The 20,670-nt window shown below is 39.3% G+C and carries 16 protein-coding genes; 9 read left to right on the plus strand and 7 right to left on the minus strand.

Translation table 11 applies throughout. The annotated features are described in order from the left end of the window. Window positions 1-122 precede the first annotated feature (122 nt). A complete protein-coding gene (locus BM073_RS01920; RefSeq protein ID WP_091649496.1) occupies window positions 123-2,378 on the plus strand; it encodes a patatin-like phospholipase family protein in 2,256 nt (751 codons plus the stop codon). A 33-nt stretch (window positions 2,379-2,411) separates the two neighbouring features. On the opposite strand, the gene BM073_RS01925 is transcribed toward BM073_RS01920, so the two are convergent. Further along, on the minus strand, window positions 2,412-2,891 hold the full coding sequence (locus tag BM073_RS01925) for an Mpo1 family 2-hydroxy fatty acid dioxygenase (protein ID WP_091649499.1): 480 nt from the start codon (window positions 2,889-2,891) through the stop codon (window positions 2,412-2,414). 75 nt (window positions 2,892-2,966) lie between these two features. On the opposite strand from BM073_RS01925, the gene BM073_RS01930 reads away from it, so the two are divergent. From BM073_RS01930 to BM073_RS01940, 3 genes are read left to right on the plus strand one after another with little or no spacing between them, the layout of a single operon-like run. Beyond that, on the plus strand, window positions 2,967-4,097 hold the full coding sequence (locus BM073_RS01930; protein WP_091649502.1) for an NAD(P)/FAD-dependent oxidoreductase: 1,131 nt from the start codon (window positions 2,967-2,969) through the stop codon (window positions 4,095-4,097). A 45-nt stretch (window positions 4,098-4,142) separates the two neighbouring features. Continuing rightward, complete coding sequence (gene nhaC, locus BM073_RS01935) at window positions 4,143-5,594, plus strand: Na+/H+ antiporter NhaC (protein WP_091649504.1); 1,452 nt, start codon at window positions 4,143-4,145, stop codon at window positions 5,592-5,594. A gap of 4 nt (window positions 5,595-5,598) precedes the next feature. Further along, the gene (locus BM073_RS01940) at window positions 5,599-6,201 is read left to right on the plus strand and encodes a 3'-5' exonuclease (protein WP_091649505.1); all 603 of its coding nucleotides are present in this window, start codon (window positions 5,599-5,601) and stop codon (window positions 6,199-6,201) included. Here BM073_RS01940 and BM073_RS01945 read toward each other — a convergent pair. Further along, window positions 6,187-6,804 (minus strand): IMPACT family protein, encoded by a 618-nt coding sequence (locus BM073_RS01945; protein WP_091649508.1) that lies wholly within the window; start codon window positions 6,802-6,804, stop codon window positions 6,187-6,189. The genes BM073_RS01940 and BM073_RS01945 overlap by 15 nt on opposite strands. A gap of 86 nt (window positions 6,805-6,890) precedes the next feature. On the opposite strand from BM073_RS01945, the gene BM073_RS01950 reads away from it, so the two are divergent. From BM073_RS01950 to BM073_RS01960, 3 genes are read left to right on the plus strand one after another with little or no spacing between them, the layout of a single operon-like run. Beyond that, window positions 6,891-7,322, plus strand: coding sequence for a sugar 3,4-ketoisomerase (locus BM073_RS01950; protein ID WP_139217424.1), 432 nt, complete (start codon window positions 6,891-6,893; stop codon window positions 7,320-7,322). Continuing rightward, a complete protein-coding gene (locus BM073_RS01955; protein ID WP_091649514.1) occupies window positions 7,309-8,229 on the plus strand; it encodes a GNAT family protein in 921 nt (306 codons plus the stop codon). The genes BM073_RS01950 and BM073_RS01955 overlap by 14 nt, the downstream gene beginning before the upstream one ends. After that, window positions 8,226-9,182 (plus strand): glycosyltransferase family A protein, encoded by a 957-nt coding sequence (locus tag BM073_RS01960; protein ID WP_091649516.1) that lies wholly within the window; start codon window positions 8,226-8,228, stop codon window positions 9,180-9,182. Before BM073_RS01955 ends, BM073_RS01960 begins: the two co-directional genes overlap by 4 nt. On the opposite strand, the gene BM073_RS01965 is transcribed toward BM073_RS01960, so the two are convergent. The 5 genes from BM073_RS01965 to BM073_RS01985 are packed head-to-tail and all read right to left on the minus strand — an operon-like array spanning window position 9,179 to window position 16,249. Next, window positions 9,179-10,447, minus strand: a complete 1,269-nt coding sequence (locus tag BM073_RS01965; protein ID WP_245756347.1) for a M16 family metallopeptidase — start codon at window positions 10,445-10,447, stop codon at window positions 9,179-9,181. The two genes, BM073_RS01960 and BM073_RS01965, sit on opposite strands and share 4 nt — an antisense overlap. 6 nt (window positions 10,448-10,453) lie before the next feature. Then, on the minus strand, window positions 10,454-11,611 hold the full coding sequence (porV, locus tag BM073_RS01970; RefSeq protein WP_370627671.1) for a type IX secretion system outer membrane channel protein PorV: 1,158 nt from the start codon (window positions 11,609-11,611) through the stop codon (window positions 10,454-10,456). Between the two features lie 53 nt (window positions 11,612-11,664). Then, window positions 11,665-14,910 (minus strand): type IX secretion system sortase PorU, encoded by a 3,246-nt coding sequence (gene porU / locus BM073_RS01975; RefSeq protein WP_091649526.1) that lies wholly within the window; start codon window positions 14,908-14,910, stop codon window positions 11,665-11,667. Beyond that, window positions 14,910-15,599 carry a CDP-diacylglycerol--serine O-phosphatidyltransferase gene (gene pssA, locus BM073_RS01980; RefSeq protein WP_091649529.1) on the minus strand — a complete coding sequence of 230 codons (690 nt, stop codon included), beginning with the start codon at window positions 15,597-15,599 and terminating at the stop codon, window positions 14,910-14,912. Before pssA ends, porU begins: the two co-directional genes overlap by 1 nt. Further along, window positions 15,596-16,249, minus strand: a complete 654-nt coding sequence (locus BM073_RS01985; RefSeq protein ID WP_091649532.1) for an MBL fold metallo-hydrolase — start codon at window positions 16,247-16,249, stop codon at window positions 15,596-15,598. The genes pssA and BM073_RS01985 overlap by 4 nt, the downstream gene beginning before the upstream one ends. Before the next feature lie 55 nt (window positions 16,250-16,304). On the opposite strand from BM073_RS01985, the gene BM073_RS01990 reads away from it, so the two are divergent. Then, window positions 16,305-17,351: an NAD(P)/FAD-dependent oxidoreductase gene (locus BM073_RS01990; protein ID WP_091649535.1), complete on the plus strand. Its 1,047-nt coding sequence runs from the start codon at window positions 16,305-16,307 to the stop codon at window positions 17,349-17,351. Window positions 17,352-17,369: 18 nt separating this feature from the next. Beyond that, the gene (locus tag BM073_RS01995) at window positions 17,370-20,666 is read left to right on the plus strand and encodes a biopolymer transporter Tol (RefSeq protein WP_091649537.1); all 3,297 of its coding nucleotides are present in this window, start codon (window positions 17,370-17,372) and stop codon (window positions 20,664-20,666) included. The last annotated feature ends 4 nt before the right edge of the window (window positions 20,667-20,670 follow it).

The raw sequence follows: 20,670 nt of genomic DNA on the forward strand, positions 1-20,670 counted from the left end.
CCATATTCGGAAAGGAGAAAATAAATGGCTTTGAGAAAGTAGAATTTTAATACATTGATATTCAATAGGCTGAGTTTTAATTTTTTTCCCTTTTAAGAAAAAACGTATCTTTTATCAGTCATATGAAAGATAAATTCTGGAATAGTCTTCCCATCCAACTTTTCTTGTTGCACCTCAAGAAAAATCTGGCCTTAATCCTGGTTTGGGTCCTGCTATTGGCAATTACCTTTGAAGGTTTTGGAGTGGTATTGGGTATCCCGTTTTTATTCTTGGATCCAGAATACTTGCATGAGGTTTCTTGGTTGAGCTTTATGTTGATGGGGATTGGATTTGCAGTCTTTACCATGGCCTATCACATGACAACATATATTATTGATAGCCGGGAGTTTCCTTTTTTAGCAGTTATCAATAAGCCTTTTATTCATTTCTGCGTCAATAATTCCATTGTTCCCACCATTTTCTATGCCTGCTATTGCTTTAGGTTTGTGGAGTTCCAACTTCAGAATAATCTTCAAACAGAATGGCAGGTTGCCGGGTATTTTGGTGGTTTTACCTTAGGAAGTATCCTTTCCTATAGTTTGATTTTCGGATACATTGCCTTTACCAATAAAGATTTTTTTATTCTGTTCGCCGGTTCAGTGGATAAGCGCTTGAGAAAGGTAAGACTTACCCGTGCAAATGTCCTGAGTAGATATAAAGACCTTAAATCCAAAAAAGGTCAAGTACACTATTATCTCAATCTCAAATTAAGACTGGTTCCTGTACGACCGGATATTGCAAGGTTTGAAAGTGGGAAATTACTAAGGGTATTTGATCAGAATCATCTCAATCTATTTCTGATTCAGATTTTTCTAATAATCTTCGTTTTATTCTTAGGCTTTTTCAAAGAAGAACCCATACTTCAATTACCTGCAGCCACGTCAGCAACTTTGTTACTTGCAATTTTGGTGATGTTGGTAGGAGCGGTCAGTTTTTGGCTGAGGAGTTGGGCTACAGTAATTGTTTTTTCAGTTATTTTATTAGTCAATTATTTCTCAAACTTTCCTTTCCTAAATCGACCTCATGAAGCTTTTGGGATGAATTATCAGACAGAAAAAGCTTCCTACACGCTGGATAAACTCAATGAAATCCTGCATCCAGACACGGTTCTAAAAGATAGGCTTAACACAGAAAAAATCCTTGATAATTGGAAAGGAAAACTAGTAGAAGAAAAACCAAAAATGGTTTTGATTGCTGCTAGCGGTGGAGGTCAGCGAGCTGCACTTTGGACATTATCAGTCTTGCAAAATTTATATGCTATCAATGATGGTGAAGTAATTAAACATACAGAGTTATTCACAGGTGCTTCTGGCGGGGTTCTAGGAGAGGCTTTTTTCAGAGAAATTTACCTCAGGTCCTTGGACGATCCTTCCGTCAACCCCACAGATTCTTTGTATCTGGATCAAATGTCAGCTGATAACCTCAACCCAATTATCTTTTCCTTACTAGTCAATGATCTTTTGATCAGAAATCAATATTTCAAATATAATGATAGGCGTTATCTGAAGGATAGGGGGTATGCTTTTGAAAATCAGTTGAATATCAATACTGATGGCATCATGGATAAACCGCTGCATGCCTATAAGGAACCCGAAGAAAGTGGAAAAATCCCTCTCTTACCAGTCACTTCCCTGATTACCAATGATGGAAGAAAGCTAGTTATTTCTCCTCATTCCATGTCTTATTTGGGTACTTCCATGATGGGCAAGTTGGGTTTGGATGAGAAAAAACAAAGCATAGATTTCTTGCGATTTTTCAGAGAGCAGGATGCAGAAGACATACGCTTTCTTTCTGCATTGAGAATGAGCGCTACCTTTCCCTTTATTACTCCCAATGTGCAATTGCCTTCTGAGCCTGTTATGGAGACAATGGATACAGGATTATCAGATAACTTTGGGGTTCAGGATGCCTTGAGATTTACTTATGTTTTTCAAAAATGGATTGCTGAAAATACCTCTGGTGTAGTATTGATTACAATCAGGGATTCAGAAAAATCAACCGAGATTCCAGAAAGTCCTGTCCCTCGAATTTTTGAGAAGGTATTTAACCCATTGAAAAATATTTACTCCAACTGGGACAATGTTCAAACCATTCAAAATGAGGTTCTATTCAATTATATGGCAGAGTCTATGACTTTTCCATTGGAAAAAATTGAGTTTGAATATGCCCCGGAATTGGTTCAGGCCGAAGAACTCACAGGCAGTCAACAAACCATGCAAAGGGCTTCCCTGAACTGGAGACTAACTGCGAGAGAGAAGCAATCCATTTTGTTAAGTATTTACTCTCCAAAAAATCAGAATTCACTTCAGCGTGTCAGTGAGATTTTCTCTAAAAAATAAAAAGGAGTTTTTAGCTCCTTTTTTGCTTTCAAATCAATAGGCTAAGCCTAATTTTTTATAAATAAAATGCATTAACCAAGCGGGGCCTATCATTAGAAATTGAACATCTTTCAGAAAAGATGGCTTTTTTCCTTCTACTTTATGTCCATAAAACTGAAAAATCCAGGCGATAACGAATATACCCAAACTGATCATCCAGAGCTTGCCGGGGAATAAGATGTCTAGAAAGTTGGCCAAAGCCAGGCACAGAGCCGAGAAAAATAACATTCCTAATGATAGTGGTGCTGATAGTGTTACATAATAAACCAATACCAAGAAAAGGATAATGGTTGCCCAATTAGCAAAATTTCCCAATAATGGAAGGTACTCGGGAAGGGGACCCTCAGGTATGCTGAAAATCAACCCAACTATGCTGAAAAATATAGCCGGAACACAAATCCAGTGAATTAATTTATTGGTAGGATTCTGATGGCTAAGGCCATATTCATGCAGGAGTTCATCAATTTTTCTCATAGCTATTTGGGTTTTTCCTCATCTTTGATTTTAAATTACAAATTCTCTATTTCAAAATTTATAAACTGAACCAAAATGTTTAGCTATTGGGAGTCAAAAAACTTTTTTAATCATGATCTGATTGTGGTGGGGGCAGGATTTGTGGGCCTTTCTACTGCTATTCATTTCAAGCGTAAAAATCCGAAAGCCAGTGTTTTGATTTTGGAAAGAGGAATTTTTCCAGTTGGAGCCAGTACCAAAAATGCTGGTTTTGCATGTTTTGGGTCCCTAACAGAAATATTGGATGATTTTTGGAGTATGACCCAAGATGAGGTGGTGGAGTTGGTGAATAGAAGATATAAAGGACTTCAAAAGATCAGGAAAGAATTTGGGGATAAGGCCTTGGCGTATAAGCATAATGGAGGTTTTGAACTAATAGAAGAGGATCAGCTTGGGGCAGTTGAACAGATTCCTGAAATCAATCAACTTCTAGAAAAAAGCTTTGGAGGAAAAGTTTTCTCCAAGGTCAAGAAGTTTGAGAAAATGGGTTTCTCAGATAAAATCAAGATGGTGGTGAAAAATAAATTCGAAGGTGAGTTGGATCCTGCCAAATATCTGAGTTGCCTTTGGAACTTAGCTGGTGAATTGGGAGTCAAAATCGTAACTGGAGTAGAGGTACTGGAAATTGAAAAAGACACAGGAAGAATATTGGCTACCGATAAGTCTGAAAATCCATTTTTTGAATTTTTCGGAGGTCAGGTTGCTATTTGCTCCAATGCATTTACCAAAAAAATCTGGAAAGAGTCTGAAATGGAACCTGGAAGAGGCTTGGTGATGGTTTCTAAACCTTTAGAGTTTGAAATTCCTTGGAAGGGATGTTTTCATTTGGACAAGGGTTACGTGTATTTTAGGGCAGTAGATAGAAGACTCTTGCTGGGAGGCGCCAGAAATGTAGATTTTGAAGGAGAAAAAACAACCGAAAATAAAGTAAATCCCAAAATCAAGCAGCATTTGATAAAATTGGCAGAAGAGGTGATTTTTCCTGGAAAAACTATTGAATGGGATAGAGAATGGACAGGAATCATGGCTTTTGGAGCCAAAAAGTCTCCATTGATACAGCAAGTAGGACTTAAAACAGCAGCCGGGGTAAGACTTGGAGGAATGGGAGTAGCCTTAGGATGGCAGGCAGGAAAAGAACTTAGCGACCTTTTGAGAAAAGGGAATTGATTTTTTTTGGTTAGATTCAAGACTTCAATCACCAATTACTGATTAATGCAAGAGAATATTCGAGCTCCCAAAGTGCTGGATGCACTGATTCCACTCATTTTTTTGATAGTTCTGCTGGTTCTCAATATCCGTGTTTTTGGTACGGATGGACTGTCAGGTTCCAATCAAATTGTCTTGATTTTATCTGCTGGAGTTGCTGCCTTAGTAGCTATTTACAGACTTGGATTCCATTGGGAAACTTTGCAAGATGGCATGGTAAAAAGCATTAGCTCGGCCATGTCTAGTATTCTGATTTTGTTTCTTATTGGTGCACTAGCCGGTACTTGGCTGCTATCAGGAATTGTTCCTGCGATGATTTATTATGGTCTTCAGGTCCTAAATCCAACCATATTTTTATTTGCTGCCTGTATAGTCAGTGCTGTTGTTTCAGTTTCTACCGGGAGTTCCTGGACTACTGTTGCCACTGTAGGTGTAGCGCTTTTAGGAATTGGCAAGGCCCTGGGTTTTGAGGAAGGAATTATTGCGGGCGCCATTATATCTGGTGCTTATTTTGGTGATAAAATGTCGCCGCTTTCCGATACAACCAATCTTGCTCCAGCAATGGCTGGTACGGATTTATTTACCCATATCAAGCATATGGCCAAAACAACGGTTCCATCCATCACCATTACTTTTATTATTTTCATCATTATAGGCTTCAATTATGAAACAAATGGATCTGTCGATGATGTGAAGGCAATTTCTCAGGTAATTCAGGAAAACTTTAATATCAACGGCTGGTTATTCATCGTGCCCTTGGTGGTTTTGGTTTTAATCGTGAAAAAAGTACCTGCAATTCCTGCTCTATTGGTTGGAGCTCTACTAGGAGGAGTGTTTGCAATTATATTTCAACCTGAAATAATCGCCTTGATTGCTGATGAAGGTGGCTCGTACGCTTATTTGAGTTTTAAGGCAGTGATGATGTCGCTTTACGGAGAGATATCTGTTGTGACAAGTAATGATGTAGTGAATGAATTATTGGTGACCAGAGGAATGGGAGGGATGCTTAATACCATTTGGTTGATTATCTGTGCGATGATCTTTGGAGGTATTATGGAAGTAAGTGGCATGCTACGGGTTTTGGCTGAGGCTGTAATTCAGAAAGTTCATCGTGTAGGGTCTTTGATTGCTTCCACCGCCGCAACTTGTGTGTTCTTTAATATTACGACTTCAGATCAGTATTTGGCGATCTTGGTTCCGGGTAGAATGTATGCAGATGTGTATAAAAAGAGAGGATTGAAACCTGAAAACCTGAGCAGAACATTGGAGGATTCAGCAACAGTAACCTCTGTGTTGGTTCCATGGAATACTTGTGGAGCAACTCAGGCTTCGGTATTGGGAGTGGCAACATTAGTGTATGCTCCTTATTGTTTTTTCAACATTATTAGCCCATTTATGACCATTCTTTATGGGTATTTGAACATTGGTATTAATTATTACGAGGAGGAAGAAGTTTAGTGGCATGATTCCATTTCGGATTAGCAAAGATGAAGTAAACGCTCTTCCTTTAGGGCAGTTTGAAGGCGAAATTTACCTGATTGACCAGGCAGATGATGTGCAGGAGGTAGTCGATTTTCTCGAGGATCAACCTATGTTGGGTTTTGATACCGAGACCAAGCCATCCTTCAAAAAAGGTATCATCAATCAAGTTTCCCTATTGCAGCTTTCCACGCCAGAGCAGGCATTTCTATTTCGTTTGAATGAGGTGGGCTTTCCGGACTCGGTCAGAAATCTTTTGGAAAAGGAAAATATCGTCAAAATTGGTGCTGCTGTGCATGATGACATCAAAGCATTGGGCAAGTTGACTGATTCTTTTTATCCCAATTCATTTTTCGATTTGAACGATGAACTCAAGAAAGTGGGCTTTCACAATGTGGGGGTAAGAAATCTTTGCGCTATGGTCTTGGGAATGAGAATATCTAAATCAGAGCAGGTTTCGAATTGGGAAGCAGTGGAACTGACCGAGAGGCAACAGAGATATGCAGCTACAGATGCCTGGGCATGTTTGGAGATATTCAAAAAGCTAAGAAAGGATGGGTATTTGGACGCTTTATTCAAGTCCTAAAATTTCAATATCCTGACTATCCTCTAAAAATTCTAATACAGAGGGCCTGAGCTTTTCCCGAAATTCTAAAGTCATTTCGCAGTCTAATTCCATTTTTTGGTGTAAAATCTCCAAGTCCAATCTCTTGACCAGCTTCATCACTTCGTTCATAGCTGGATAGGGAAATTTGATTTGAACCTGCTCTTTTACAAGTTCTTCTATGATTTCATTTTCTTCTATAGCCAGACTGGCAGAGGTCTTATAAGCTTGGATCAACCCGCTTACTCCTAGTTTGGTTCCTCCAAAATACCGAACCACAACGATCAAAATATTGGTTAGATTGTTGGATCTTATTTGCCCAAGGATAGGATCTCCAGCGCTATGATTGGGTTCTCCATCGTCCGAGGCCCTGAAAATATCTCCATCACGCCCCAGTACATAGGCAAAACAATGGTGTCTGGCATCGTAGTACTTTTTTCTCAACTCAGCCTGTTGCTCTTTGATTTCCTCCTCGGTTTTAACAGGAAAAGCATAGTAATGGAATTTGCTGTTTTTATCCTTGTATAGCCCGGAGGAAATCTTGGCAATGGTCAAAAAACTGTCTTTTTCTAAATTCTCTTCCAAGGTTCTAAATTATTCGAGACTTCGAAATTAGAAAATTAATGCATTGTAATCCCTTTTCCCTTTGAATTGTCTTAATTTTAGATCTCTTGAACAGAGCAATGCAATTACATATCAATAAGGAAAAAGTACAAATTCTCGATTTAGGAGGAAAGGTGAACCTAGGGGGGCAATTGCATTTTTGGGAAAAAAACGACCTATTCCCAAAAGGAATTCAGCGATGCTTTTGGATTACTGCTGTTCCTGAAAATGAAAGTCGGGGTAATCATGCGCATTGGAAAGAGTCTCAGGTATTGGTAGCATTGCATGGGGTTATTCAGGTAGAAGTACATCAACCTGGGCAACAAGCTCAATCCTTTACATTGGATCAACCTGGGAAAGGGCTTTTCGTGCCACCTATGCATTGGGTAAAAACTTTATTTAGCACTGATGCAGTTTTACTTGGCATGTCTGATCGAGAGTTCTCTGAGTCTGATTACATTCGTGACCTAGCATATTTTGAAAGTCTTGGATCAGGATAGAACAAAGCATGTGATATTTCAGCGTGAGGCTGTACAAATTGAATCCAAAGATTATTTTTTGGCAGGAGAGGTATTAGCCGATTTTCTTGAAGCCTTCGATTTTACTATTTATAAAAAAGAAAAGCTAAAGGGTTGGATTTCATTCCGGATTACTCCTGATTACCATGCTATTTCCTTGCCTAAAGCTCCCATGGGTGGCTTTTGGCTTGAAAGAGGATTAGACTCTCAAGTGATTGAAGAGTTTATTGCCTACGTTTTGGAAGAGCTGAAGAGCCTTGGTGTTAAGCATGTCAAAATTATTCAAGCCCCCAAACCTTACTCAGAAGATGCAGACCTAATCAATTATCTTCTATATCATTCAGGATTTGTCCAAGAAAAGCTTCAGGCTCATCATTTTTTCTGTGGAACCAAAAGAATGAAAAAATTCATTCAGTCTGAGTCAAGCCCATTTTCAAAGAAGTTGAAGAATCAGAAATTAGAGCTTTGCATAAGTTCTATTCAAAACTTTAATTTCTTACAAGAGATTGTTTCTTGGAATAAAAGAAGAGGCTATCAAGTAAATTTGGAAGAGTCCCGACTGATTCAGCAAGTCTCAAGTTTCCCTGAAAGATATTTCTTGATTTCCTTAAAAAATGAAGGGATCGCCCAAGCACATTCTTTGGCTGTCAAACTGAGTAGCAATAGTATGTATTATTATCTCTCGGCTGTAGATCCCAATACTAAATTCAAGCATTTAGGCGACTTGCTTCTTTGGGGTCTATTTCAATTGGCTGTTGATGAAAAGGTGGAATTTATTGATCTTGGATCCTCGGAAACAGATTCAGGAGCCAATCATAGCCTGATGTTCTTTAAAGCAAAATTTTCAAATGATGTATTCAATAAAATAATCTGGATTAAGGACATATGAAGATGAGTAAATCTGGAAAAGTTGTCATCATTTGTATTGCTTACAACCATGAAGACTGGATCAAGGAGAGCTTAGAAAGCGTCGCCATGCAGGACTATTATAACAAAGAACTGCTGATTATAGATAATGGAAGTAAGGATCAAACCAAGAAGAAAATTCAGGAATGGGTAGCCCAATACACTGGTTTATTCCCTGTAAACACCTTATATCTTGATGAAAGTAAGCCTTATTGTGCCTTATTTAACAAGGTTCTTTTCCAAACAGATGCGGAATATGTGGTAGACCTGGCAGGAGATGATGTTTTTTATCCTGACCATATTTCCAACTCTATCCAGGAATTAGAAAAAGATCCCTATGCAGCCTTTGTATTTTCAGATGCCTATATTTTGGAGCCCGGAGGGGCCATACATACATTTTATAAAAGGAATAATTTTGGCGAACTCTCAGAAGTAATTGAATTGGGGATTATTTATGAGACGCTTTTACAAAGAAGTTTTATCTGTGCGCCTACGGTAGTATTCAATGCAGCTATTTTAAAAAAGGAGGGAGGCTATGATCCTGATCTCTATTATGAAGATTTTGACATCCAATTGAGATTAGCCAGAAAATATAATCTGGTGTTTTCTGATCATATAGGTGTATTGAAAAGAAAGTTATACAATTCCATGTCTGGAAATCAATACCAGCGCTATGGTTCTAAGATGTTGCCCAGCACTTTGAAAGTTTGTGAAAAAGCTTTGGAAATGAATAGGACTCCATCTGAAAATAAAGCTTTGGGAAAAAGATTGCAGTATGAATTGAAACACGCCCTCTGGTCAGGAAACTTCCAAGTAGCAGAAGGTCTTGTTCAATTGGGTGAAAAGACAGGACTAAAGACGCCTATTTTCAGTATCTACAAGCTTTGGACAAAAGTAAAATTAGATCTTTCCTGGCTGTACGTTAGGGCAACCTAGCCTACAATTACTTGGGTGAGCTGTTGATCCTTGAAATACTTTTGACCGATTTTCAGGATATCCTCTGCCGTAAATTTCTTCAAGAAGCTTAATTTTTGTTGGTAAAAATCTAAGTCTAGGCTGGAGTGATGAACTGCTCTAAACCTATCCATCAAATCAAAAGCAGAACTGAATCTAGAAAGCATTTGTCCGATTTGGTAGTTTCGTACAATCTCCAATTCATCCTGATCCAATGGCTCCCGACACAATAATTGCACTTCGTGTTCGATTTCCCGGATCACCTCATCGGTGAATGCCTTCTGTACATCCGCTGCAATTACAAAGTAATTGATATCTCCAATTTCAGCGAGACTGGAATAAATCCCATAAGTATGACCCTTGTCTTCCCGGATATTTTTGATCAGTCTTGATCCGAAATATCCCCCCAAAATGGTGTTGAAAACTGACAAAGGAATAAAATCGGGATGCGTTTTTGGGATCGAAAATTTTCCAACCCGGATACTGCTCTGTACAGCACTTTCTCTGATTTCATGAAAACTGTCAATCGGTTCAGGTTGAGGTAGTAAAACGGGTTCCAATCCTTTTCTATTCGGAATTTGCTCCAAGAACTCTATTAACTTTTCCCATTCTGAACTCGAGAAGTTTCCGGTAACAAATATTTCCAAGTTCTGCCAAAGAAGCTGTGAGGAATAGAAGTAAAGTTGCTCTTGCTTGATTTCATCTACATGTTCGAAATAAATCTCCACTCCATAAGGGTGGTTTTTTCCGAAAAGTGATTGCCTAAACAATTGACTAGCTCGGGATGCAGTTTTTTCTTTCTCCAGTTGAATACTCAATCTTCTCTGAGATTTTCTTTTTGCCAGCATTTCCAAAGGGAAAGTTGGAGTCTCTATCATTTCCAAGAAAAGAGGAAGTATTTCGAAAATATGGAGTTTAGTGCTCAAGATGCTCATACCTTCATGCCCGAAAGTAAGAATAGGAGAGATCTCACTGGCATGAAAATCCAAAAAGTTAGCGATTTGTTCAGCATCTCTTTTTTGAGTGCCTTCAGCCAACATTTGAAGTGTAAAGGAAGGCAACAATGTTTGAGAAAGGGGAAGATTTGCTCTCTGTCCTTTACCAATTACTTCGATTTTCACCGCATCCAAATTAGGCGTAGGCATATGAAAAACATTGGCTCCTGATTGGAGAATGTGTTTTTCAGGCTCTATCAAATCAAAATCATCCGGAATTCTAAACTCCGGAGCAAGACTTCTGTCTAGCATCACAAATTAATTGTTGGGAATAGTGTAAAGTAGAGAGAATCTTAACGTCTCTGCCAATGGATGGTTTTGAGTCTGTGGGACTAAATACGAAAAATCAAAGCCGAGTTTATTCAAGTCAAATCCAACCCCCATGGTGAAATATCTTCTTCCTCCTTTAGTTGGATTTTCATAAAAATACCCTGTACGAAGAGAAAACTTATCATTATAAGTGTATTCAGCACCGAAAGAAACGGTTACTTCCTGCATTTCTTCGGAAAAACCATCTGGAGCATCTGCAAAGGATCCAAACATTCCTGAGATCAAAGCCCTATTTGGGTCTTTACCTCTGGAAATGATCAGATTTCCATTCTCATCAGTGGCTAGAGAACCGTCTGGATTGGTTTGATATACAGGCGGAGTAGGTACTAAAAGCTTGTTGAAATCCAATGCGAATGTGATTGAATTCATTTCGTTAATATCTATGCTGTATGCCGTACCAATTCTCAAGTTGGTAGGGATATAATCTAGATCATCTGCACTGTTATAGGTGATTTTAGGACCAATATTGGAAATGTTAACTCCCCATGACCAAGTGCCTTCTTTAGAGCCTGCAAGAATAGGCTTGCTGTAGTATAAACCTACATCAGTTCCAACGCTGACTCCAGGCCTACTTTCACTGCCTCCAACTGAAGATATACTGCCAGATAGATTGGAATGAATAAATCGAGCTGAAATACCCAAACCCAAATTGGCAGAAAGTTTTCTTGAGTAAGTTGCGCCTAAAGCAATATCTCTTGGGTTAAATTCACCTAGCTCATTTCCTCTTCCATCAGTCAACTGGATGTCACCCATGTTGAAATAGCGAAGGTCAAATCCGAATGCTGAGTTTTCATCAATTTTAAAAAAACCGGTTAGATAGCTCAAGGACATATCATTCACCAATTTACCCAGCCAAGGAGAATAAGAGAGTGAAAAACCCATTTGATCTTCTACGAAGGCAAGTTTACCACTATTCCAGTGAGCTGAATTAGCATCAGGACGCGTTGCTACACCCACATCCCCCATAGCAGAATGTCGGGAATCCGGAGCAAAATTTAAAAATGGAACTGCTGTAGTAATCACTCTCCGATCTGGGTCTTGGCCGGAAATGACAACAGAATTCTGTGCTTGAGCTGAATATCCCATTAACACGAACGCTCCCGCGAGTAATCCAATCTGCTTCCTAATGGCTTCTAATTTCATTCAATAACAATTTTACCGCTTGTAAAGTCCATAGAACCGTCAAGCTCTGACTGAAGCGTTACTCTGTAAATATAAGTTCCTTTTGCTGGATATTTGGTTTGATTTTGTAAAAAAATCCAAGTCAAATCCCCAATAATCTGTTTGGCTTCCACTAAACGCTGATTTTCTGCGAATAGTATCCTTCCTTCTAAATTTATTATTTCCAGCCTAACAAGCAGGTTTTCGCCTGCCCGATTATGCTTTATTTCAAAGTTAGTTAAAGTTTTAGCCGGATTCGGAAAAACTTTTTGATCCAAGATTTGAAGTTTGTTACTTCCTTCGACCAGCACCTCTATTATCTCAGTGCTTCCGTTCCCTGCCAAGTCAAAGGCTTTGATTTCTAGACTGTTTTTTCCTTCTTTCAATCCAGAAATTTCCATTACGACCTCTCCCTTTGTATAGCTACCAGATAGGCTATGAAAGAGCCTGTTTAGGGAAATCTCCTGCTCATCATTAATAACTAAGAGTAATTGCTTTCCTTCTCTTAATCCTGTTATGTCAATCCCCGAACTATCTGTAAAACTGAAATTTGCGGATAAAGTTGTAGATGCAAAACGAAATGGAGCTTGGGACTGATTTTCTAGCTGTATTTCTATTTGGGGTCCCTCTTCATCTTGAAGTTCATTCGCTTGCCCTCCGCTCTCCACTTTTTCAATCCCCCAGGCATCTGTCCCGCTTTCTTCATCTTTTGCGTAAATACGGAGATTACTGCTTTCGAAGTTTTCGGCCAAGAGGGGAGGCAGTAGTAATTTTCCCTGAATTTTACCATTTCTAACTTGTCCTTTCCCTTTGAAATAAATCAGACTTTCTTCCGGGAATTCAAGAGGAGAACTTTCATCTCCCAGCGTTTTGATTGCCTGCTGGGGACCTCTGTAGTCAATTTCAAACTCACCACTAAAGTCCGAAACCAGCTGCTGAGAAGAATTGATGATCTCTGCCTCATAGCTGACTTCCTGAAGGGGTGCTATTTGTTCTATGTCATTTCCTGCCTTATCCTTTAATGAAACAAGCCGGATAGAATGATTGGGTCTCGCCAGCCTCATACTGGGATCTCCAAGTAGTGAGAAATTTCTATTGAGAGCTCCATTCAAACTCTGATTTTTGGTGTTTTTGAAAATGGTACCCAAGTCTTGAAATTCCTCATTCTCTTTTCTAAAAACTTCTTGAATAAAGACTTGATTGAGAGAAAAATTAACACTGCTAAAAACCGGTCGGCCTGTAGTCAATAATCCGATTGCCCCTTTGCCTCTGGCAATTAAGAGTTCCTCAGCCGATGAACGCAAAAATGGACTATCATGCCTTCCAAATTCACAAGTAGCAGTAATCCAAAGTGGCAAATGCTTCATTTGAGGCCAGTTTGCGATATCTTCTACCCGAAAGACTTCTTCAGCAGTTAAGGTTGTTTCATTCCCATGCCCTATATAATTCAGAAATAAGGTTCCTTCGTCCAATGTTTTTTTCAGGGCTTCTTTGGCTTTGGGAGATCTTTGGGTAGTTCCATTTCTTACCTGCTCAAACCTGTCTAAGTAGATCTTATTTTGAAAATAAGCCGGATGATTCTGCTTGAGAAAACTAGCATGGGATTCCGCATCTCTCAAATGGATGTTGTTATCTGCATCATCCGCCATAAAAGAGATGTTTCTATGCCAGTCGCCTAACAGAGGCTGCGATTCATATTGGATGATTTTATTGATTAGCACAGAGGCCTCCTGGAGATTGATCACAGGTAACCTCCCAATTCCTATCTGCATAGGTTCATCTCCTTCACGGCTCTCCTCCCAGACTCCTTGCCCCATTTCCAATAGGCCGAAAAAATCATCAGAGCTATAGGTGGTCAATGGATTGAGGCTATTCCTACTACTGTAAGTGGGGACTAAATTCGGTCTTCCACCCAGTTTGGATTTGTAGTCAAAGGTACCCTTGCCTAGGAAAAGTACATTTTTTAAGTTGCCTCCTTTATGATAATGATAAGCTATAAAATCTCTAATGGCCACCACATCCCTATTTCCATATCCGAAGGAATCATAAATATCTTTGGTGATCACCACCTCTACCAAAACACCCATACTCAATTTATGAGTTCTGAGTCTTTCAGCTTCCGAGTAAAAGGCTTCGGATGTGATGATCAGTAATTCGGGCCAAAATGTATCAGCTCGAAGTTCGGATGAAATAGGACTAACCTTGTCAATCGAAGGAATTTCAGTTGAACTTGCTACGGCAATTTTTTTGGAGGTAATTGTTCGGGTTGAGCTGGAGGCAAAGGATTTGGGTTGGAAAAAATCACTGACATCCCAGACTAACAAGTTGGCATCAGAAATAGTGTAAGAAGATTCTTCTAAGGAAAAATAAACTCCCGATTTCAAATTGGAAGTGGAAAAAGGTACTCCGATTTGAATATGCTCGAAGTAGGCTCTTGCATTTGGATCTGAACTGGTTAATCCAAGTTCAATGGTTCTCAGCTCATTTCCTGCGGGCCTTAATTCGGATTTAAAAGCCTTTTCTCTGCCTTTGATTCCATAAGTTGTATTGGGAATGGGATCTATTTGTGTAGAGAAAAAGCTTTGTCCACTTTCAGATAATCTAAGCTCGGAGCTGGATAATGATTGGGCCATGATAACCCCATTTATTTTCCAAACCGCATTCGTATTGCCTGATTTCCTGATCGGAATAGATCGAATATTCCCGGTAGAAACTGGGGCTGAATACCAGGTTCTACCTGAATTGAGAAGATTATTTTCTTCTCCTTTGACAGCAGACCATTGATAAAGAGTAGAAGCTGAAACTTCTGAACTGCTGGCGGAAAGAGACTCTACTCGTTTAGGGCTTGTCTTTTTTCCTATCAAATAAGAAAGTGTGTCACGGTAAATATGATGCTGGTAAGAAGGATTATTTTCCGGATCAATAAAAAAACCATGTGGGCCTTGCAGATAGACTAGCAGTTCATTTCCTGCAAGTAACGTTGGGATTTCCCTTAGTGAAAGCGATTCATCGTTTAATTGCTGAGGTAAGGAGCCAGGATATCCATATATCGCCACTTCAGATAAATTTGCTGCTCCAATCTGAGTAAGGAGAGAAGGGTTTATTTTATAAATCCCTTCTTTAGTGACTTCAAATTTGAATAAAGGGCTTTGGGCAAAAAGTATTTGCGGTAAACTGCATACTAGCAGCTGGAAGAAAAAAAATATTCTGGAATTTAAATTCATTAAGTCTTCAACGCATTTTCCGCCAAGGAGAGTCCTAAGTATGCAAGAATAATGATCGGAATTCCTCCCAATCCAAGCCAAGCGATACAAATAATTCCCAATCCAATCAACACAAACCTAAATACATTATCCGAGAGCGAAAAGTTCTTGAATTTCAGGGCAATCAGTGGAATTTCACTCACTAATAAAATCGAAAACACCCATGCAATAATGATCAAAGTCCAGGGATTGGAAAGTGAGTTTTCTATCAAAAACCATTTCTTAGCTAGGTAGGGCAGAGTACTGATAAACAAAGCATTTGCCGGAGTAGGAAGTCCTATGAAGCGATCACTTTGTCTGGTGTCTATATTAAATTTTGCTAAGCGCATGGCTGACATCAAGGGAATGATCAAGGTCAGATATGGCAAGTAAGTGCTGTTGGTAGCCTCAGAAGTAAGTTGAAACAAAATGAAACCTGGCAATACTCCAAATGATACACAGTCCGCTAGGGAGTCTAATTGTTTTCCCAGTTCGCCTGAAACTTTTAATAAGCGAGCAGCAAACCCATCGAAAAAGTCGAAAACAGCGGATAAGACTATGAAATATGCACCGGAAAGGACATTTCCGTTTAAGACGAAGCTAATCCCAATCACTCCCGAAAGGAGATTCAAAAGGGTTAAGCCATTAGGAATATGATTCAAAAATTTCAATAGCTCGCGTTTTTGCCCACAAAAGGGTTGTAAATCTTTTCAAATTCTATGGAGGTTTCAGGTCCGTGACCTGGATATACGATGGTATCATCCGGCAGGCTGAAAAGCTCACTTTTAATTTTCTCCAAGAGTAAATCATGATCTCCTCCCGGAAGGTCGGTTCTTCCAATGCTTCCTCTAAAAAGTGTATCGCCTGCAATACAGATTTTGCTGGTAGGATGATAAAACACCACGTGACCGGGAGCATGTCCAGGAACGAATAATACTTGTAATTCTTCCTGTCCAACCGAAATTTCCTTTCCCGGACTCATATATCCATCTGGTTCAATTCCCCTGTAGGCAGGAAATCCGTAATTGGGTGCAAGAACCTTGGCCGAATTTAAAACAGGGATTTCATTTTCATGAATCAATAATGGAATGCTGTACGTTTGCTCAACCCACTCATTTCCCAAGACATGGTCTACATGGCAATGGGTATTTAGTAACAGTTCAGGTTTTAAATTCTCCTGAATAATAAAGTCATATAATTCTTTTTTCTCTTCAGGTTCGTAGCAGCCAGGATCTATAATGGCAGCGGAGCCTTTTTCATCATAGATGATATAGGTGTTTTCCTGAAAAGGATTGAATGTGAAGCGCTTAATTTTCAACATGGTTTTTGTATTTCCATTTGAAACAAATTAAGGAATAAAACCTTTATTTTGGGTTATGGAAATAGATTTTTTGCTCATAGGTCAAGGTTTAGCAGGTTCTGCATTAGGATATAGACTAAAGAAAGCCGGATTTAAAATCAAGCTTTTGGATCAGCCTGATTTAAATCAATCTACCAAAATTGCTGCCGGCCTATACAATCCCGTTACGGGGAGAAAAATGGTTAAAACATGGAATGCCGACCAGTTATTTCCAGAGATTGAACCTTTTTATCAGGAGTTGGAGCAGGTTACTAAAAAAAGCTTTCTTCGCCCAATCAATATCTACCGACCTTTCCTTTCTATAGAAGAACAGAATGAATGGATGGGAAATAGTGCAGATCCAGGTTTTTCCAAATACATCCAAAAAATATATCAAGAATCCCAGTCTGAATTTTTAAAGGATCCATACGGTGGGGTTTTGCTGAAAAATTCAGGTTGGCTGGATAGTAAAGCCTTCATGGAGGCCATGAGCGAATATTTTGGGGAGGACCTCATTTTGGATTATTTACAGGAGGATCAACTCCAATTTCAAGAAGGATTTTGGAATTATGGAGACCTTAAGACCAGATCTGTGATTTATTGCAGTGGGGTGGCGGCCAATCAGTCTAAATTTTTCGGTTTTCTACCTTTTGCTCCGGTGAAAGGAGAAATTTTAGAGGTGAAGCAAGATTTTTGCCCGGATTACATCGTAAATAGAGGTGTGTTTAGGGTTCACTTAGGCGATGGAATTCACAGAGTGGGTTCTACCTACACTTGGCATGACTTGGATCAAGGGCCAACTGAACGGGCAAAAAATGAATTGACTGAGCGCCTAGCTGGATTAGTTCAGCTGCCAGTTGAAGAATATGTCAGCCACAAGACAGGAATTAGGCCGGCGACGAAGGATAGAAAACCTTTTTTAGGAAAACATCCTGACTTGCAGAGCGTTTACATATTTAATGGTTTTGGTGCTAAAGGAGTGTCATTGATCCCTTTTTACAGTCAAGTCATGGTGAATCACCTTACACGATCCACTCCTATTCCAAGTGAGGTAGCGATCACTAGGTATTTTAATTATATTTAGACATTATCTGGGTATAGAATGCAAATAAAGTTGACGCGATTAATTCTTTTTTTAGGCCTCTGGCTAAGCGCCGGAATGGCTTTAGCACAATTTGACCAAGAGCGCTTCGGGAAAAACCGAGTGCAGCATAAGGAATTCGAATGGTACTTTTATTCCTCCAATAATTTTGAGGTTTATTATTACGATCGTGGAGGCGCCAATGCCAAAATGGCTATTGAATATTTGGAGTCAGAGTTCCAGCGACTTACTCAAATGATCGGATATGTAGCCTATACCAAGCCTAAAATTTACATTTACAATACTCCGGAAGAACTACTGCAAAGCAACCTTAATTTGAATAAGCAGGAGTTTAGCGAGGAGGGGCAAACTAACTTCAGTCGATTAATTGCAGAAGTAGCATACAAAGGAGAAGTGGATCTTTTTAAAGAAGACCTGATATACGCTACTTCCAAAGTTATTATCCAAGAAATGTTGTATGGTGCATCTGTAGCTGATGCATTTCAGTCTAATTTGATGAATGCCTTTCCGGAATGGTATGTAGAAGGTATTTCTTTATACTTGGCGAAAGGATGGAGTAGGGAAATGGATGATTATATCAGACATTATCTCAGAGAGGAAGAAAATCCGAAAATTCTCAAATTGACTGATATCGAGGCGGCTTTGGTAGGTCAATCCGTTTGGAACTACATAGCGGAACGCTATGGAAGAAGGTATATTTCAAGCATACTCAATCTTTCCAGAATTAACAGAAATGAGGAAAATAGTATAGCCAATACAGTAGGTTTGAACTACAAAACATTCAAAGAAGATTGGCGAAAGTATTACATCACTATCAATGAGCAGGTAACCCAAACCTTCCAGGATATATCTAGCAACTCGGCAATTGCTGAAACCTCTCCGAGAATAGAAGGTGTCATCAATGATATTAAATTCAGTCCGGATGGATTGAACTTGGCTTACGTGATCAATAATGGCGGAAAATTTAAAGTTCAGGTAAGAGAAGTTACCTCTGGACTCGAGCGAACTCTTTTTACAGGTGGGGCGGTCTATGAAGATCAGGACCCTAACTTCCGAGCTCCAGTCATAGCTTGGAGAGATTCAGCTAACCTAGCCATAGCATCTTTCAAAAGAGGATTGACCACATTGAGACTGCGCTCCATTGACGGAAGCACCCAAGACAAGATTTTCCTCAGAAATATCAACCAGATTTTGAGCTTGGATTTCAACAGTACAGGAAGAAATATGGTGCTTTCAGCCATTTCTAATGGAAAAACAGATATTTACACACTTAATACCAGAGGACAGGGAAGAAGGTTGACAAACGATGAGTTTGATGATTTGACCCCTATGTTTTTGAATGATTCGACCATTATTTATTCTTCTAATTTCACCGAAAAGTCTGATTCCACTGCAGAGCAAAGAACTAACCTGAAGGATTTTCCAGATAGTTATAATCTATTTTTATTGGAAGTAAGAGACACGATTCGAATTAGCAGACTGACCAATGCCTTGAGTAAGAATGTGAGACCTAGAAAAGTCAATAGCAATTCAGTGGTATTTTTATCAGACCTAAGTGGTATTAATAACTTGATGAGACTCAATGTAGGAAATCAGGTTGCAAGCCAGATTTCAGGTTATGATAAAAGTTTAGAGTCTTTCGATGTCAATTCAAGAATGAATAAAATAGCATTCTCGGTTCGGGATGGAAAAGAGAGCTTCCTAATCTTGCAAAATTACAGTGGCTCTGATCGCTTTACTCCAAGTACTCCGAGAGTACAGTTGGAGCAGGCAAAAAGCTTGAACGAAAGAATAGCTGCGAGACGGCTATTAGAGACTCCTAAGGAAGATACGACCCGAGTTCAGCGAACAGCTCCGCTAACTGTTCCTAAGCCAGCGGAGGAAGTGAAAATGGACACAGTGGCCAGCAACACAACTTCCTCAATTAATCTGGATAGGTTAAGATTCCAAAAAGGGAATGGGGTAAATACAGAGAATTATACATTTGACTCATTGCCTAGTCCTCAGCAAGGTTTGGAGCAAGCCAATGCCCAGGAAAACAGAGTCAATCTGCTTGAATCTTTTAGAAAGCAAAGTCTTCAAAAAAGGGTGACTGGGCCTAGAAAAATGGAGCCACAATTCTTTACGAATAATATCAATACCCGATTTATTGTCGATCCATTAAGGGGTTTTGGAATAAGCCTTCATGGAAAAATGACCGATTTATTGGATAATCATTCTTTTCAGGGTGGGGTAACTCAAGCTTTGGATTTTAGGTCTGGAGGGGATTTGTACTTCGAATATGAATATTTGAAAAGTAGACTTGATTTCCGAGGAAGGTTTGATAGAAGATCTATCCGCATCACAGAAGGGGATATCACTTTCCAAAAGTATATTCTTTCCAAAGTGGAGACAGGAGTTGCTTATCCTTTAAATGTCAACGCCAGAGTATACGTTGCTCCTTTCCTTGCAAAAACTCAGTATTTCAATTTGAATTCTGATTCCCTGATTTTGGGTTCCAATTCACCAGCAAATCGCTTTGATGTAAATTATGCTGGTGCAAAGGCGGAATTCGTTTATGATAAGACCCAGCAAATCGGTTTGTATTCTCAAACTGGTCTGAAGGGTAAAGTTGGTTTCATGCACTATCAAGGCTTGAATAATTCCTCCAGAAGCTTCAGTAATTTTTACTTGGATATTAGGAATTACCAAAGAATCCATAAGAATATCGTATTGGCTTCCAGATTGTATGCAGGGTCATTCTTTGGCAATAATCCTCAAACCTATTTGGTCGGAGGAATGGATAACTGGCTCTTCAATGAATTCTATAGACCGCCTTCCAATAGACCTGAGGCATCGCCTGTAAGAAATCCGAACGGGGTAGAAAATTCCAATATTCTATTTGCGGATTTTGTGGATTTGAGAGGATACGATTACGATGAAATCAGAGGAAATAAGGTGATTACTTTTACCACAGAGCTTCGAATCCCTGTTTTCTCTTATCTCACCAGAGGAAATATTACATCCAACTTCATCAGGAACTTCCAGCTTGTTGGATTCTATGATATAGGTTCAGCTTGGAACCAGTCTGCTCCATGGGAGCGGGTAAATGATCAGAATACCGAAGTGATCAACACTGAGGGTTCGCCTTTTACTATAGTTTTGAATAATTTTAATAACCCATGGTTGCAAAGTTATGGAGCTGGACTACGCACTGTGCTCCTTAATTACTATGTCAAACTAGATGTAGCGCGACCTATCAGAAATTATGAGGCTGAAGATTTAAAGTTCTATGTAACTTTAGGCTATAATTTCTAAAACC

Source organism: Algoriphagus ornithinivorans (assembly GCF_900115305.1).
GTDB classification, from domain to species: Bacteria; Bacteroidota; Bacteroidia; order Cytophagales; family Cyclobacteriaceae; genus Algoriphagus; species Algoriphagus ornithinivorans.